This is a genomic window from Macrococcus animalis, from assembly GCF_047425875.1.
GTDB classification, from domain to species: Bacteria; Bacillota; Bacilli; order Staphylococcales; family Staphylococcaceae; genus Macrococcoides; species Macrococcoides animalis.
In genome coordinates this window covers 2,203,159-2,215,850 of record NZ_CP179727.1, presented here as the reverse complement: position 1 = coordinate 2,215,850, position 12,692 = coordinate 2,203,159, and the positions used below count along the sequence as shown (strand labels likewise).

Here is a 12,692-nt window from a genome sequence, read left to right as displayed (position 1 = left end):
CTTTGTTTTAGATTTCTTCTCTTAATAAAGGTTGGCTCATGCAACGAGGGCCCCCTCTTCCGCGTACTAACTCACTACCTGTGATTTCAATAACACGGATACCTTTATCACGTAATAATTGGTTAGAAACGTAGTTACGATCATAAGTGATAACTACTCCTGGTGCGATGCATAATGTGTTAGAACCATCATTCCATTGTTCACGTGCTGAGATAATTGGGTCACCACCGCCGCAAGGAATAAATTCGATTTTTTCAATTTCTAAAGCATCTTGTAATGTTTCTTTTAAGTTTGTTGTATGTTCAATTTTGATTTGTTCTTTATTATTAGGATCCTCGGTTAGTGTATAACAATTAATTTGACCATCTTTTTTCTCAATACCTGAGTGAATTGTGAATTTATCATAATCAATCATTGTAAACACTGTATCTAAGTGCATGAATGTTCTAGATACTGGAATTTCTACAGCAACGACTTTATTAAAATCATTTGAATCATCATCAAATAATGATTTGGCTAAACGTTCAATTGCTTGTGCTGAAGTACGTTCTGATACGCCTATTGCCAATACATTTTTACTTAGAACTAACTCGTCTCCACCCTCAATGTTGAATGGGCAGTCACGGTCTAACCATACTGGAATTTCTTGATCTTTGTAGTCTGGATGATATTTAATGATATAATCCATAAACATTGACTCTCTTCGTCGTGCACGCCAGAACATTCTGTTGATTGTTACACCATTACCGATTGTAGCGTGTGGGTCACGTGTGAAGTAAAGGTTTGGCATTGGATCTAAGTAGAATGGATAACGGTCATCCATTAATTCTACTAAGCGATTACCTTTTGCTTTAATTTCATCCTTACGAACTCCCGCCATCACTTTTTCAACTAATTCTTTATTTGATAATTGAGCGAAGTATTCTTTAAGTTCTGCTTCATGACCTAATGTTGTTTTTTGAGATTCATCTAATACTTGATCGATAAACTGACGACGAATTTTTTCATCTGCAATTGCTTCTTCCATTAAATCTTCTAAGTATAAAACTTCTACACCTTCATCTTTTAGCACTTTTGCAAAATTATCATGTTCTTTTTGAGCTACTGGTAAAAATGGAATATCATCGAATAATAATCCGCCTAAGTAGTCAGGTGTCAAATTTTCTAACTCTTTCCCTGGTCTTTTAAGAAGAACAGTTTTTAATTTTCCGATCTCACTTGTTACATTAATTTTACGTTGTACCATTGTTATTTCCTCCTTATTGTTTTGCTTTATTTGATACTTTTATTATATTCATAAAAACGTTTTCATTCATTTAATACTTAACAAGCAATGTGTTAAATATTTCACATACTAAAAGTGAAAAATAATATTTTAATACAATAACTGATTAATTATTAATATGAATGAATATTTATTATCAAAGGCTTTAATATAGCGTTTTTAGATGTATATATTATTCATTTTCAAATTAATAAACTTTTTTAAAATAATATATTAATTTTTAAATGAATAAAAACAAAAAAAGAGCAAAGCATGTTAATTCATGCTTTGCTCAATTCTTTTTTATAATATAGTATTATTTTTCAATTGAACCTGAGTATTTTAATACTGGTTTACGCGCTGCCATTGTCTCATCTAGACGTCCAATCACCGTATCGTGTGGTGCTTCTAAAACGATATCTGGATTCTCTTCAGCTTCTTTGGCAATTTGAATCATCGTATCACAGAACGAATCTAATGTTTCTTTTGATTCAGTTTCGGTTGGTTCAATCATCATACATTCCTCAACATTTAATGGGAAGTAGATTGTAGGTGGATGGAAGTTAAAGTCTAACAGACGTTTTGCCATATCTAACGTTCTAACCCCTAATTTCTTTTGTTTTGAACCACTGATTACAAACTCATGTTTACAATGACGATCATAAGGTAACACGAAGTAATCTTGTAATCTTCTCATCATGTAGTTTGCGTTTAATACTGCAACTTCAGATGCTTCTTTTAAGCCATCTGGACCCATTGTACGGATATACGTATAAGCACGTAAGTAAATACCGAAGTTACCGTAGAATGGTTTAACACGCCCGATTGATTGTGGACGATCATAATCGAATTTGAAACCATCTTCTGATTTAATGATATGTGGTTTTGGTAAGAATGGTACTAAATCAGCTTTCACACCAACAGGACCTGAACCAGGACCACCACCACCATGAGGACCAGTAAATGTCTTGTGTAAGTTTAAGTGAACCGCGTCAAATCCCATGTCTCCAGGACGTACTTTACTCATGATTGCATTCAAGTTCGCACCATCATAATATAATTTACCGCCGGCTGCATGTACGATTTCACGAATTTCTAAAATATCTTCCTCAAATAAACCTAACGTATTTGGGTTTGTTAACATAATCGCAGCAGTATCAGGACCTACCACACGTTTTAAATCTTCAATATCAACTAATCCAAATTCATTTGATTTAACCGTTACAGTTTCAAAGCCTGCAACCGTTGCAGATGCTGGGTTTGTACCATGCGCTGAGTCAGGTACAATCACTTTCGTACGGTTATGGTCACCGTTTGACTCGTGAAATGCACGAATCATCATTAAAGCAGTCCATTCACCGTGGGCACCTGCTGCTGGTTGAAGTGTTACTTCATCCATCCCTGTGATTTCTTTTAAGTGTTCTTGTAAATCATAAATTATTTCTAAAGAACCTTGAATTGTTTTTTCGTCTTGTAATGGATGTGCTGCTGCAAATCCAGCCATACGTGCAACACGCTCATTGATTTTTGGATTGTATTTCATTGTACAAGATCCAAGTGGATAGAATCCAGAATCAACACCATGGTTTTTATTCGATAACTCTGTGTAGTGACGCATTAAGTCTAACTCTGCAATTTCTGGTAACATTGCGCGTTCCTTACGAATAAACTTACTATCTAAAATGTCTTCAACATTTTTGTTTTCAACTTCTAAGTCAGGTAATGAATAACTAAAACGATTTTCTTTTGAACGTTCAAAAATTAATGGAGAGCTTCCCTTAAGCATTGAACACACCTACTTTCGCGATAAATGTATCAATCTCTTCTTTTGTACGTAACTCAGTAACTGCTATTAACATATGGTTTTCGTACTTACTATCAACTTGTCCTAAATCATATCCACCAATGAAACCATCTTCTAATAACTTCTCATTGATTTCAGCAATTGGTGTATTGAATTTTACTACAAATTCGTTGAATGTTGTTCCTGCTAATACATTGAAACCTTCAGCAATCATTTTTTCTTTCATGTAATTTGCTTTTTGTAAGTTTTGGTTCGCCATTTCGTAAGCACCATTTTTACCTAAAGCACTCATAGCAACTGATGCTGCTAATGCGTTTAATGCTTGGTTAGAACAGATATTAGAAGTCGCTTTGTCACGACGGATGTGTTGTTCACGTGCTTGTAATGTTAATACGAATCCACGGTTCCCTTGATCATCTTGTGTTTGACCTACTAAACGACCTGGCATTTTACGCATTAATTTTTTTGTTGCAGCAAAGTAACCACAGTGTGGTCCGCCTAATTGGGCTGGAATACCAAATACTTGTGCATCACCAACAACTATGTCAGCACCAAATTCACCAGGAGGTGTTAATAATGCTAAGCTCATTGGGTTACTAGATACGACGAATAATGCTTTTGTACCTTCTGTATATGATTTGATTGTTTCTAAATCTTCTATACTACCAAAGAAGTTAGGGTATTGAACCATTACACAAGCAGTTTCTTCATCGATTGCTGCCTTTAAAGCATCTAAATCAGTTACTGTATCTTGAACGTCGATTTCAACAACTTCTAAATGTTGTCCAGTCGCATATGTTTGTAATACTGCACGTGATTGATCATTAACTGCTTTAGAAACGATAATTTTTTTCTTTTTAGTATGACCACATGCTAACATTGCTGCTTCTGCAAATGATGTACCACCATCATACATTGATGAGTTAGCACAATCCATACCAGTAAGTTCTGCAATCATCGTTTGGAATTCAAAAATTGCTTGTAATTCACCTTGAGAGATTTCAGGTTGATATGGTGTATAAGCAGTGTAGAACTCACTACGTGAAATCACGTGATCTACTACTGTTGGAATATAATGATCATATACACCAGCACCTAAGAATGATGCATGTGTATCACTTGTGATGTTCTTATTAGCTAATGCTGATAATTCTTTTAATAATGGTGTTTCAGCTTGACGTGGTTTAATATTTAAATCTCCAGTAAAACGAACACGTTCAGGTATATCTTGGAATAACTCGTCGATAGAATTAATTCCAATAGTATCCATCATTTCTTTCTTATCTGTTTCAGTTAACGGTATATAACGATGACTCATTTTTTCAACCCCTTAATTTTTATGGAATGGTGTTTTTACAACTTTTGCTGGTACTAATTTTTTACGTACTTGTACGAATACTTCATTACCAATTTCAGTTTGATTAATATTTATTAATGCTAATGCAACTGAACGACCTGTTGATGGGGACTGTGTTCCACTTGTAATGTAACCAATTTTGTTACCGTCTTTATCTTGTACTTCATAATCTGTACGTGCAATACCACGCTCTAACATTTCTAATCCAGCAGACTTACGTGTTATTCCTTCTTCTTTTTGCTTCGCTAATACACTACGTCCAATGAATTCACCCTTATCTAATTTCACACTGAAGCCCATTTTTGCTTCATAGGGAGTGATTTCAGTAGATAAATCTTGACCATGTAAAGGTAAAGCCGCTTCTAAACGTAAGGTATCACGCGCACCTAAACCACATGGTACAACGCCTAATTCTAATAAACCTTCCCAAATTGCAACTGTGTCTTCTGCTGCACAGTAAATTTCAAATCCATGCTCACCAGTATAACCAGATTGACTAAAGATAACGTTCTTATCAAAGATTTCAACATTTTGAATGAATTCAAACATTTTTAAAGATGCGATATCTTCTTTAACTTGATCTTTTAAAACTTCTAATGCTTTAGGTCCTTGTACTGCTATTTGTCCGTATTCTTTTGATACGTTAGTAACAGTGACACCCTCGATAGTATGTTGTTGTAGCCATTCAAAATCGATGTCAGTATTTCCTGCATTTACTACCAATAAGTATTTATTTTCATCAAGTTTGTAAGCAACTAAATCATCAATTACGCCACCATTTTCATTACAAATCATTGTATATTGTGCTTTTCTATCTGTTGTTTTCGTAATATCATTTGTTAAAACATTTTGAAGATATTCTACTGCCTTTTCACCTTCAACAATAATTTCACCCATATGACTCACATCAAACATCCCTACATTTTCGCGTACCGCGATATGTTCCTCTTTAATGCTTGAAAATTGAACAGGTAACCCCCATCCAGAGAAGTCAATTACTTTTGCACCAACTTCAACGTATTTGTCATACAATGGTGTTTTCTTTAATTCAGTCATGATTATCCTCCTAAAAATAATAATAAAAAACAGAATAGCAAAATGCTATCCTGTTGATTTCTTCAGGTTACGTCCGAAAATTATCCTTTTGCCTGAGAGTTTATATAGCTTGCCCCTTCGGCGATGATCACTCATTCTCTCTAATTTTCATCATCCGTGATTATTTGATTGTGAATATTTTGCACACATGAAATAATATTATCTTCATTATCAACCTTAATGTATGCGATTTCATTATAGCGTGTAATCCTACTGTTGTACAATTTTTTAATTTCATGAAAAGGTTTGTTTTGTGCGTTAGGTCGATTATTATCACCAACAATTCTATTATACACAGTATCAATGTTCGCATCTACCCATATATTTAATTTATTTTTCTTAAGTAATAGAATATTGTTCGTGTTTTCAATTATTCCGCCGCCTGTTGCAATTACAACGTTCATGTTTATGTATAGTCTCAAAGTATCATATTCTAAGTTTCGAAAATATATTTCACCAAATATATCGAAAATTTCTGGTATCGATTTCCCTTCTTTTTTCACAATTTCAGCGTCTAAATCAACGAACGGAAGATTCATTCGTTCTGCTAATTTTGTCCCTATCGTCGTCTTACCAGCACCCATAAATCCAACTAGTACTATAGCCATTTTAACCTCCTTAACAGAAGAAGCTATTTCTTTTTTGAAATAGCTTCTTTTATCTCTTTAACATAATAATGTTCAAGATGATCTAATGTATTAAATTTTAACATGTATCTAGTACTATAGTAACTCAAAAAGAATATTGTGATCATCATTAATATTAGCATTGAAGGGAAGATAAAACCTTCAGATAACTTGGTATGTATAGGTTTTATTTTTATCTCTTTCGATTTTGAGGTATATTCCATTATCACGTTCCTCAAATATTGCATTTTTCACACCTTCTAACATAATAATATAACCTCTATCATTGAGTTTTCGAACGATTCGCTGGTTATGATAATAATATAAAATAATGTTCTCTCCTGCATGAATAAATAAATGACCATTCTTGATTTCCACATAATCAGCCATGTCTAATTCATCATATAAATCCCGTTGGAACATTGCATTATTCACATCAAAATGATCTGTACTTTTGCCGCTTAATTGAATAATATTCATATAAATTAAAGGTAATAGGCTCATTATCATTACAATAATCGATAAATTAATTAACATTTCAATCATCGTGAACCCTTTACTTTGTTTGAATACAATGTGTTTCATCTGTTTTATAGCATATAAAATCACCATCTAGATAGCCACCTCTTTTGTTGATTACAATTTCAACGTAAGCGATACGATAGTTTTCAAGTGATATCTTTTTTTCTTCGTAACTTTTAGACAATGTATAATACATAGGTAATAACATTAAACAAATTATAGAAACTATCGAAAATGACAATAAGCTATCGATTAATACAAATCCCTTATACTTTTTCAACACGCATTCGCCCTCTATGTATCTGAATGACAATTTGATAGTGATTATCATTTATTTGATATTTAATAGTACCACCGGCTTTAACCCCACTGTTTTTGAAGACTACCTCTGTATTATTCAAATGATTTCCTTCAAAAATTTTGCCATTTTTTATTTTATATTGCGCTCTAATTTTCAAAGCTTCCGAGTGAATATAAAGCGTATCGCTCCCAAGTGGGAACGATACAATAATGATTTCACCAGATTCATAGGCTTTCGTTTGATAAAAATTTAATAAAGAAATGATTTCATCATTTATCTCGTCATCACTATACTTTTCTTGATCAAATTGACTCACTGGAACAATCAGTATGATAATGATGACAATAAACAATACAAGTAATGACTCTATATAACTAAATCCATTAAGATTTTTGAGCGACCGCTTCGCCATTGTCAATATTAATTGGATTACCATTTTTACACTTCACCTGATTTTCTTTTAAAAATTCCGGCACTAATTCATTAATAGATGTTGGGGATTTTCCATTTTGTAACTTGTAAGCTTCTATTTGACCTTGAACCATTTTTACTTGTGCTGTGCACCCTGTATTTTGTACATTATCAGATTGTTTTGCGATGTTTGGGATAATGACGATAATTAATACTGAAATAACGAGTAATACGAGTAACATTTCTATTAATGTAAATCCATCCCTCTTTTTAAATTGTTGCTTAAAAGATTGAACCAAAGAATTTAATTTATTATTTATTGTTGAAAACATAATTTCTCCTCCTATTGAATGCCTTCCATCATCTGAAGCATAGGCAATATAATAACCAAATACATTGCGATAATTAACAAACCTAGAATAATAAAAATAATGGGTTGAATGCTTTTTATTAACTTAAATATTTTTAATTCAAATTTTTTAAAGACATATTGACTGTAGTAATCAAGCTCACGATCTAACTTTGAATTTTTCTCACCATGTTGCATAAATTGAATCATAGATTTCTCAAACAACTGCATACCAGCAACAGCGTCTGGTAATGTTTCTCCTTTGATAAGACTATGATTGATTGATGCTGCAATATAACTAAGTGCTATATCATTTTTCTGACCTTCTAATATTGTAATAACATTTTTCATCATGACCCCATTACTTAAGAAAAAAGATAAGTCTGAACTAATACGATAAGTAATATATAAACGGTAAAGTTGATTAATAATAGGAATCTTTTTTATTATTATTAGTTGTGTTTTGATATTAGATTTTTTGAATATAGAAAAATAGTAAATGATTAGTATAATAATTAGAAAAATAATATAAATAATAATTTGAGGTAGCATATATAATATATTTGTTAAAATAACAAGTTCTTTGCTTAGTTCAACTCCCATAGAACTATACATACTTTTAAATTGCGGTAAGACGGTATGATTTACCGTGATAATGAGTGATATAAATATCATGATTAATACCAGTGGATACTGAATTGTTTTAATAAATTGTTGTTTTAATTTTCTTTTTGAAATGTTGTATTCGTAACAATGTTTTAGTGTTTCATTGACGTTACCAAATGATTCACTAAAATGGACTTGCATCACGATATGATTGCTATAATTGAGTAATTTTAGACATTCTGATAGCGCTAATCCTTGCTGTAAATGTTGTAAAATTGAAGTCTTTATATTAGGTTTCACATCTTCGTATTGTGAAAATAAAAATTCAATAGCTTCATATTGTGTAAAACCATTTCGCGTCATTTCTGATAATCTCATTAAAAAATCATCTTCATAAGATTTTAATTTATTATTACTCCACAGCATAACGTTCATACTCCATCTGAGTTATCAAATTATTTTCCAGCATTGAGGATAGCTGTTGACTAATCGGTACATACGAATTAATGTCTTCATCATTTAAATAGAGTCTCGTTTCTTTTTTATTCATTTGTTCATAAACTCTTTTTCGAGCAATACTAGTATTTATTAATCGTTGATTGAGTATTATTTCAATACTTTGTTCAAGTTCAACTTTCGTGACACCCATTTCTAATAAGCGATGAAGTGCACCTATACATGTATTAGCATGAATGGTCGTTAACACTAAATGTCCACTTAAACTTGCATTAACAACATTTTTCGCAGTGTCAGGATCGCGAATTTCTCCAATCATAATAATATCTGGATCGCAACGTAATATCGCTTTTAGTGAATTTTGATAAGTAATATTTGCTTTCATATTCACATTAATTTGAACCATTCCTTCTATACGTTGCTCTACAGGATCTTCAATCGAAATGATTTGTTTATTCAAATGTTGTACTGCATATTGTAACATTTGATACATTAACGTACTTTTCCCGCTTCCAGTTGGTCCACTGATTAAAATTAAGCCACTCCCCTTATGCATTAGAGATAACAAATCTTGCTCAATTTGTATCGTTTGTTTAAATACAGACGGAATCATTCTTAACACGCATGCTTCATGGCCGACAGACTGTGGCAACGTTGATGTTCTAACATTGTATGACATAGTTTCACTTTTGTACGACAATATTCCACTTTGTGCTTTGTTTTTTTCTGAAACATCAAGATGAGTTACAAACTTTAAATATGATAATAATTTCTCGAATACATCAACTTTCATCGTGTCATAGTCATGCATATCTCCATGTATTCGCATTTTTATAAGCACACATTCATTACCAGGTATAAAATGAATATCCGAAGCGTTACATTCTATTGCATCATCCAATAATATATGTAGTGTTTTTTCCATAAATCCCTCCTTACTATGATTATCGTAATAAAATCAATTTATATTTTTTACTAATATTTTTTCTTTACATTAATTTATTTTCTAAATAAATTATCGAAACAAACCAAATGTTTCCAATTAAAGATTTAGTAAATTAGAGGTTTACTTATTAAATGCATATCTTTATAATAATAAGTGATATGAAGAGTTTGAATATAGGGGGAATAACCATATGGATAAAGTTTTTAAAACTTTAGGATTTTGGACGGCGATATTTGCGGTAATGTTCTATGTTGGCGGTATGTCAATGATGTCATTCATTTTCGTTGCTCAAACTGGATTTTTTGTATTATTAGGTTACTTAAAATTAACTGAAAGAATGTATATGTATATTTTTGCAGCATACTTAGTAGTATGTTTTGTAGGATTCACATACTATTCAACTTTCTTATTAGAGCCAAGTTTTGGTCATCACGAATAAAACCTTCCTTTATGGAAGGTTTTTTCTTTTACTTTGATTTAATAACCATTTAAGAATGGGTTGCGATTCATCTCATGTTGAATCGTAGTATATCCGCCATGACCTGGACAAATCACAAAATCTTTATCTAACGTCATCAATTGTTGATCAATACTATTGAGTAATTGTTGTGTATTACCTTGATATAAATCAGTACGACCAATACTCTCTTTAAACAAAGTATCCCCTACAATCCCAAAATCATTAAAAATAAAAGATTGACTGCCAGGAGAATGACCTGGAGTATGTCGAACTTCAAACAAAAATGATCCAATCGATTGCTTTCCTAATTTCATAATAGTTGGTTTCGTTCTCGCAATAACGGGTTCTAAACCATATTGCTTGAATTTTTCCGAGCCATTTTTTATTGTATCAGTTAACCAAAATTTTTCTTCTTCCGAAACATATACGGGTACATTAAATACTTCACATATCTCATCAACAGCACCGATGTGATCAAAATGCGTATGTGTTAATATGACTGCCAATACCTTCTTTTCTAAAGGTAAGATGACATTAATAATTTTGTCAGGCTCATCGCCCGGATCAAAAATCAATATTTCTTCCTCATTATGAATAATATAACAATTCGTTTGAATTTGACCTAATGGTATCTTAATTTTCTCCACTTTAACATCCTCCTAAAAAATATACTCGACAAAGTTATTTATTAATTATACAATATTAGTGATAATAAAAGTAATTTCATGGGGGTTATGTTATGCCGTTTATTAACACAGGCGAATTATTTGAAATTTTTGGTACAAAAATTCATATTGGTGTAAATATCTTTGCACTATTAATGTTAGCTGTATTTATCCTTTCAATCAAAGGATTATTTGATTCAATCAAATCTAAAAATGTATTAGGTATTATTTTTGGATTATTAGCAACTTTATCATTCGGATTCTTTTCTCTTGCTACAATATTCACTTATGGATACCCAATCTTACACCATTAAAAAAACCAGGACAAATGTCCTGGTTTTTTTAATGTCACTGTTTTATTTTAAATGTTTATTGACTGCATCAATTTTTTCAATCATCTTTCGTTCTTTATCTCGGCGATCATCAATTCTAATATTTGTACAAACACGTTCTAATCCTTGTTTAAATGGCGACTCGTGAATAGCTTCTAAAGCCATTAAACACTCATGTAAATCTCCTTCAATTAAAGTACTCATTGGTGTTAATTGATAGTCAATTTTCCCTTCTTGTTTTAATCCTTCTAAAATCACTTGAATCTCTGCAATATATTTACTTACACTAATTGACTTACCATCTAGTGGAATAACTACAACATCAATAATAGCCATTAAATGATCTCCTTCTTAACATATTGTTTAATTAATCCCGCGGCACCAATTATTCCTGCATCATTTCCAAGAGTCGCTGTCACAATTTTTGTACCTAGTGTAGCTGGCGTAAAAGTGATTTCACGATAAATATCTTCAATATGCTTTATTAAGAAGTCACCTGCTTTAGAAACACCGCCACCGATAATAATATATTTCGGATTCGTTACAACACTAAATACACTAAGTGCATATGCTAAATTACGTGCTACTTTCTTGATTACATATGTAGCAAACTCATCACCATCTTTTGCTGCATCAAATACCATCTTAGCTTGTAAAGTACGATTATTAATTGCATCTTCAATAACGGTTTGGAATTGCAGTTCTTCGTAATAATGATAAGACAAGTTCACAACACCTGTTGCACTGGCTACAGTTTCTAAGCACCCTTTCTTACCACAATTACATTGGAATCGTTCTTTAGTATCTACTTTGAAGTGTCCTAATTCACCACCTGAACCGTTATGTCCATGTACTAATTCATTGTTACTAATGATACCACCACCAACTCCAGTTCCAAGTGTTACACAAATAACGTCAGGCTCATCTTGTCCTGCACCTTTAAACTTTTCACCTAAAGTTGCTACGTTGGCATCATTATCCACATATACAGGTAAACCACTTAGCTTTTCAAATTGTTCTTTAATATTTATTTTGCCATGCCAATTTAAATTAATCGCACCATTTACTACACCTGTATGGAAGTCTATTGGACCTGGAACACCTAAACCTATACCCAGAACATTTTTCATATCATAATTCTTATGCTTTGCATTCACCACAAAAGAATCATATACATTCTTTAAGATACTCTCCCCATTATTTTCAGTTTTCGTTAGGATTTCCCATTTGTGCAATATTTCTAAACTTTCGTCTAGTACTCCTAGTTTACATGTCGTGCCGCCTATATCCGCTGCTAAAATAATCATATTTTTCCCATCTTTCTTTGGTTTAATATTAATCGTGCTTGAATGAACTGTTCATTTGAAAGAATACCCGCATCATGAAGTGACTTTAATTCTTGGTTCATCATTTCAATTGTGTCATGTTCATCTTTAAAGTAAATGATAATACCATATTGCTTTAATAATTGCTGAACATCATAAAAGGATTTCATTAT

The 12,692-nt window shown here is 32.1% G+C and carries 17 protein-coding genes and 1 riboswitch; of the genes, 2 read left to right on the top strand and 15 right to left on the bottom strand.

What is annotated here, in order from left to right:
• Window positions 1-7: 7 nt before the first annotated feature.
• The 11 genes from arcA to comGA all read right to left on the bottom strand — a co-directional run bounded on the left by arcA (window position 8) and on the right by comGA (window position 9,716).
• Window positions 8-1,246 (bottom strand): arginine deiminase, encoded by a 1,239-nt coding sequence (arcA, locus tag ACMGE9_RS11705; RefSeq protein WP_414042941.1) that lies wholly within the window; start codon window positions 1,244-1,246, stop codon window positions 8-10.
• Window positions 1,247-1,580: 334 nt separating this feature from the next.
• On the bottom strand, window positions 1,581-3,050 hold the full coding sequence (gcvPB, locus tag ACMGE9_RS11700; protein ID WP_414042940.1) for an aminomethyl-transferring glycine dehydrogenase subunit GcvPB: 1,470 nt from the start codon (window positions 3,048-3,050) through the stop codon (window positions 1,581-1,583).
• Window positions 3,043-4,386, bottom strand: coding sequence for an aminomethyl-transferring glycine dehydrogenase subunit GcvPA (gene gcvPA, locus ACMGE9_RS11695; protein WP_414042939.1), 1,344 nt, complete (start codon window positions 4,384-4,386; stop codon window positions 3,043-3,045). The genes gcvPB and gcvPA overlap by 8 nt, the downstream gene beginning before the upstream one ends.
• Before the next feature lie 12 nt (window positions 4,387-4,398).
• Window positions 4,399-5,484, bottom strand: coding sequence for a glycine cleavage system aminomethyltransferase GcvT (gene gcvT / locus ACMGE9_RS11690; protein ID WP_414044501.1), 1,086 nt, complete (start codon window positions 5,482-5,484; stop codon window positions 4,399-4,401).
• 67 nt (window positions 5,485-5,551) lie between these two features.
• Window positions 5,552-5,635: riboswitch (glycine riboswitch) on the bottom strand.
• On the bottom strand, window positions 5,622-6,128 hold the full coding sequence (locus tag ACMGE9_RS11685) for a shikimate kinase (RefSeq protein ID WP_414042938.1): 507 nt from the start codon (window positions 6,126-6,128) through the stop codon (window positions 5,622-5,624). It overlaps the preceding riboswitch by 14 nt.
• A gap of 180 nt (window positions 6,129-6,308) precedes the next feature.
• A complete protein-coding gene (gene comGF / locus ACMGE9_RS11680) occupies window positions 6,309-6,758 on the bottom strand; it encodes a competence type IV pilus minor pilin ComGF (RefSeq protein ID WP_414042937.1) in 450 nt (149 codons plus the stop codon).
• Window positions 6,703-6,948, bottom strand: a complete 246-nt coding sequence (locus ACMGE9_RS11675; RefSeq protein ID WP_414042936.1) for a hypothetical protein — start codon at window positions 6,946-6,948, stop codon at window positions 6,703-6,705. Before ACMGE9_RS11675 ends, comGF begins: the two co-directional genes overlap by 56 nt.
• Window positions 6,935-7,405 carry a hypothetical protein gene (locus ACMGE9_RS11670; protein ID WP_414042935.1) on the bottom strand — a complete coding sequence of 157 codons (471 nt, stop codon included), beginning with the start codon at window positions 7,403-7,405 and terminating at the stop codon, window positions 6,935-6,937. The genes ACMGE9_RS11675 and ACMGE9_RS11670 overlap by 14 nt, the downstream gene beginning before the upstream one ends.
• Window positions 7,353-7,712, bottom strand: coding sequence for a competence type IV pilus major pilin ComGC (comGC, locus tag ACMGE9_RS11665; RefSeq protein WP_414042934.1), 360 nt, complete (start codon window positions 7,710-7,712; stop codon window positions 7,353-7,355). The genes ACMGE9_RS11670 and comGC overlap by 53 nt, the downstream gene beginning before the upstream one ends.
• 11 nt (window positions 7,713-7,723) lie before the next feature.
• Window positions 7,724-8,761, bottom strand: coding sequence for a competence type IV pilus assembly protein ComGB (gene comGB, locus ACMGE9_RS11660; RefSeq protein ID WP_414042933.1), 1,038 nt, complete (start codon window positions 8,759-8,761; stop codon window positions 7,724-7,726).
• Window positions 8,748-9,716: a competence type IV pilus ATPase ComGA gene (gene comGA / locus ACMGE9_RS11655; protein ID WP_414042932.1), complete on the bottom strand. Its 969-nt coding sequence runs from the start codon at window positions 9,714-9,716 to the stop codon at window positions 8,748-8,750. Before comGA ends, comGB begins: the two co-directional genes overlap by 14 nt.
• Window positions 9,717-9,927: 211 nt before the next feature.
• Here comGA and ACMGE9_RS11650 point away from each other — a divergent pair, with 211 nt between their 5' ends.
• Window positions 9,928-10,176, top strand: a complete 249-nt coding sequence (locus ACMGE9_RS11650) for a DUF2626 domain-containing protein (protein WP_099578437.1) — start codon at window positions 9,928-9,930, stop codon at window positions 10,174-10,176.
• A 38-nt stretch (window positions 10,177-10,214) separates the two neighbouring features.
• On the opposite strand, the gene ACMGE9_RS11645 is transcribed toward ACMGE9_RS11650, so the two are convergent.
• Window positions 10,215-10,844: an MBL fold metallo-hydrolase gene (locus tag ACMGE9_RS11645; protein WP_414042931.1), complete on the bottom strand. Its 630-nt coding sequence runs from the start codon at window positions 10,842-10,844 to the stop codon at window positions 10,215-10,217.
• Between the two features lie 92 nt (window positions 10,845-10,936).
• Between ACMGE9_RS11645 and ACMGE9_RS11640 the strand changes: the two genes are divergently transcribed.
• The gene (locus ACMGE9_RS11640) at window positions 10,937-11,176 is read left to right on the top strand and encodes a DUF2759 domain-containing protein (RefSeq protein ID WP_414042930.1); all 240 of its coding nucleotides are present in this window, start codon (window positions 10,937-10,939) and stop codon (window positions 11,174-11,176) included.
• 42 nt (window positions 11,177-11,218) lie between these two features.
• Here ACMGE9_RS11640 and ACMGE9_RS11635 read toward each other — a convergent pair whose 3' ends face one another.
• The 3 genes from ACMGE9_RS11635 to ACMGE9_RS11625 are packed head-to-tail and all read right to left on the bottom strand — an operon-like array spanning window position 11,219 to window position 12,689.
• Window positions 11,219-11,530 carry an MTH1187 family thiamine-binding protein gene (locus tag ACMGE9_RS11635; protein ID WP_414042929.1) on the bottom strand — a complete coding sequence of 104 codons (312 nt, stop codon included), beginning with the start codon at window positions 11,528-11,530 and terminating at the stop codon, window positions 11,219-11,221.
• A complete protein-coding gene (locus ACMGE9_RS11630; RefSeq protein WP_414042928.1) occupies window positions 11,530-12,501 on the bottom strand; it encodes an ROK family glucokinase in 972 nt (323 codons plus the stop codon). The genes ACMGE9_RS11635 and ACMGE9_RS11630 overlap by 1 nt, the downstream gene beginning before the upstream one ends.
• Window positions 12,498-12,689 (bottom strand): YqgQ family protein, encoded by a 192-nt coding sequence (locus tag ACMGE9_RS11625; protein ID WP_414042927.1) that lies wholly within the window; start codon window positions 12,687-12,689, stop codon window positions 12,498-12,500. The genes ACMGE9_RS11630 and ACMGE9_RS11625 overlap by 4 nt, the downstream gene beginning before the upstream one ends.
• Window positions 12,690-12,692: the final 3 nt, after the last annotated feature.

Excerpts from the sequence above, each read along its gene's own strand:
- arcA (WP_414042941.1), bottom strand. The coding sequence starts at position 1,246 with ATGGTACAACGTAAAATTAATGTAACAAGTGAGATCGGAAAATTAAAA.
- ACMGE9_RS11685 (WP_414042938.1), bottom strand. The coding sequence starts at position 6,128 with ATGGCTATAGTACTAGTTGGATTTATGGGTGCTGGTAAGACGACGATA.
- comGC (WP_414042934.1), bottom strand. The coding sequence starts at position 7,712 with ATGTTTTCAACAATAAATAATAAATTAAATTCTTTGGTTCAATCTTTT.
- ACMGE9_RS11670 (WP_414042935.1), bottom strand. The coding sequence starts at position 7,405 with ATGGTAATCCAATTAATATTGACAATGGCGAAGCGGTCGCTCAAAAAT.
- comGF (WP_414042937.1), bottom strand. The coding sequence starts at position 6,758 with ATGGTGATTTTATATGCTATAAAACAGATGAAACACATTGTATTCAAA.
- gcvPA (WP_414042939.1), bottom strand. The coding sequence starts at position 4,386 with ATGAGTCATCGTTATATACCGTTAACTGAAACAGATAAGAAAGAAATG.
- ACMGE9_RS11650 (WP_099578437.1), top strand. The coding sequence starts at position 9,928 with ATGGATAAAGTTTTTAAAACTTTAGGATTTTGGACGGCGATATTTGCG.
- comGB (WP_414042933.1), bottom strand. The coding sequence starts at position 8,761 with ATGCTGTGGAGTAATAATAAATTAAAATCTTATGAAGATGATTTTTTA.
- ACMGE9_RS11625 (WP_414042927.1), bottom strand. The coding sequence starts at position 12,689 with ATGAAATCCTTTTATGATGTTCAGCAATTATTAAAGCAATATGGTATT.
- ACMGE9_RS11630 (WP_414042928.1), bottom strand. The coding sequence starts at position 12,501 with ATGATTATTTTAGCAGCGGATATAGGCGGCACGACATGTAAACTAGGA.
- ACMGE9_RS11640 (WP_414042930.1), top strand. The coding sequence starts at position 10,937 with ATGCCGTTTATTAACACAGGCGAATTATTTGAAATTTTTGGTACAAAA.
- comGA (WP_414042932.1), bottom strand. The coding sequence starts at position 9,716 with ATGGAAAAAACACTACATATATTATTGGATGATGCAATAGAATGTAAC.
- gcvPB (WP_414042940.1), bottom strand. The coding sequence starts at position 3,050 with ATGCTTAAGGGAAGCTCTCCATTAATTTTTGAACGTTCAAAAGAAAAT.
- ACMGE9_RS11635 (WP_414042929.1), bottom strand. The coding sequence starts at position 11,530 with ATGGCTATTATTGATGTTGTAGTTATTCCACTAGATGGTAAGTCAATT.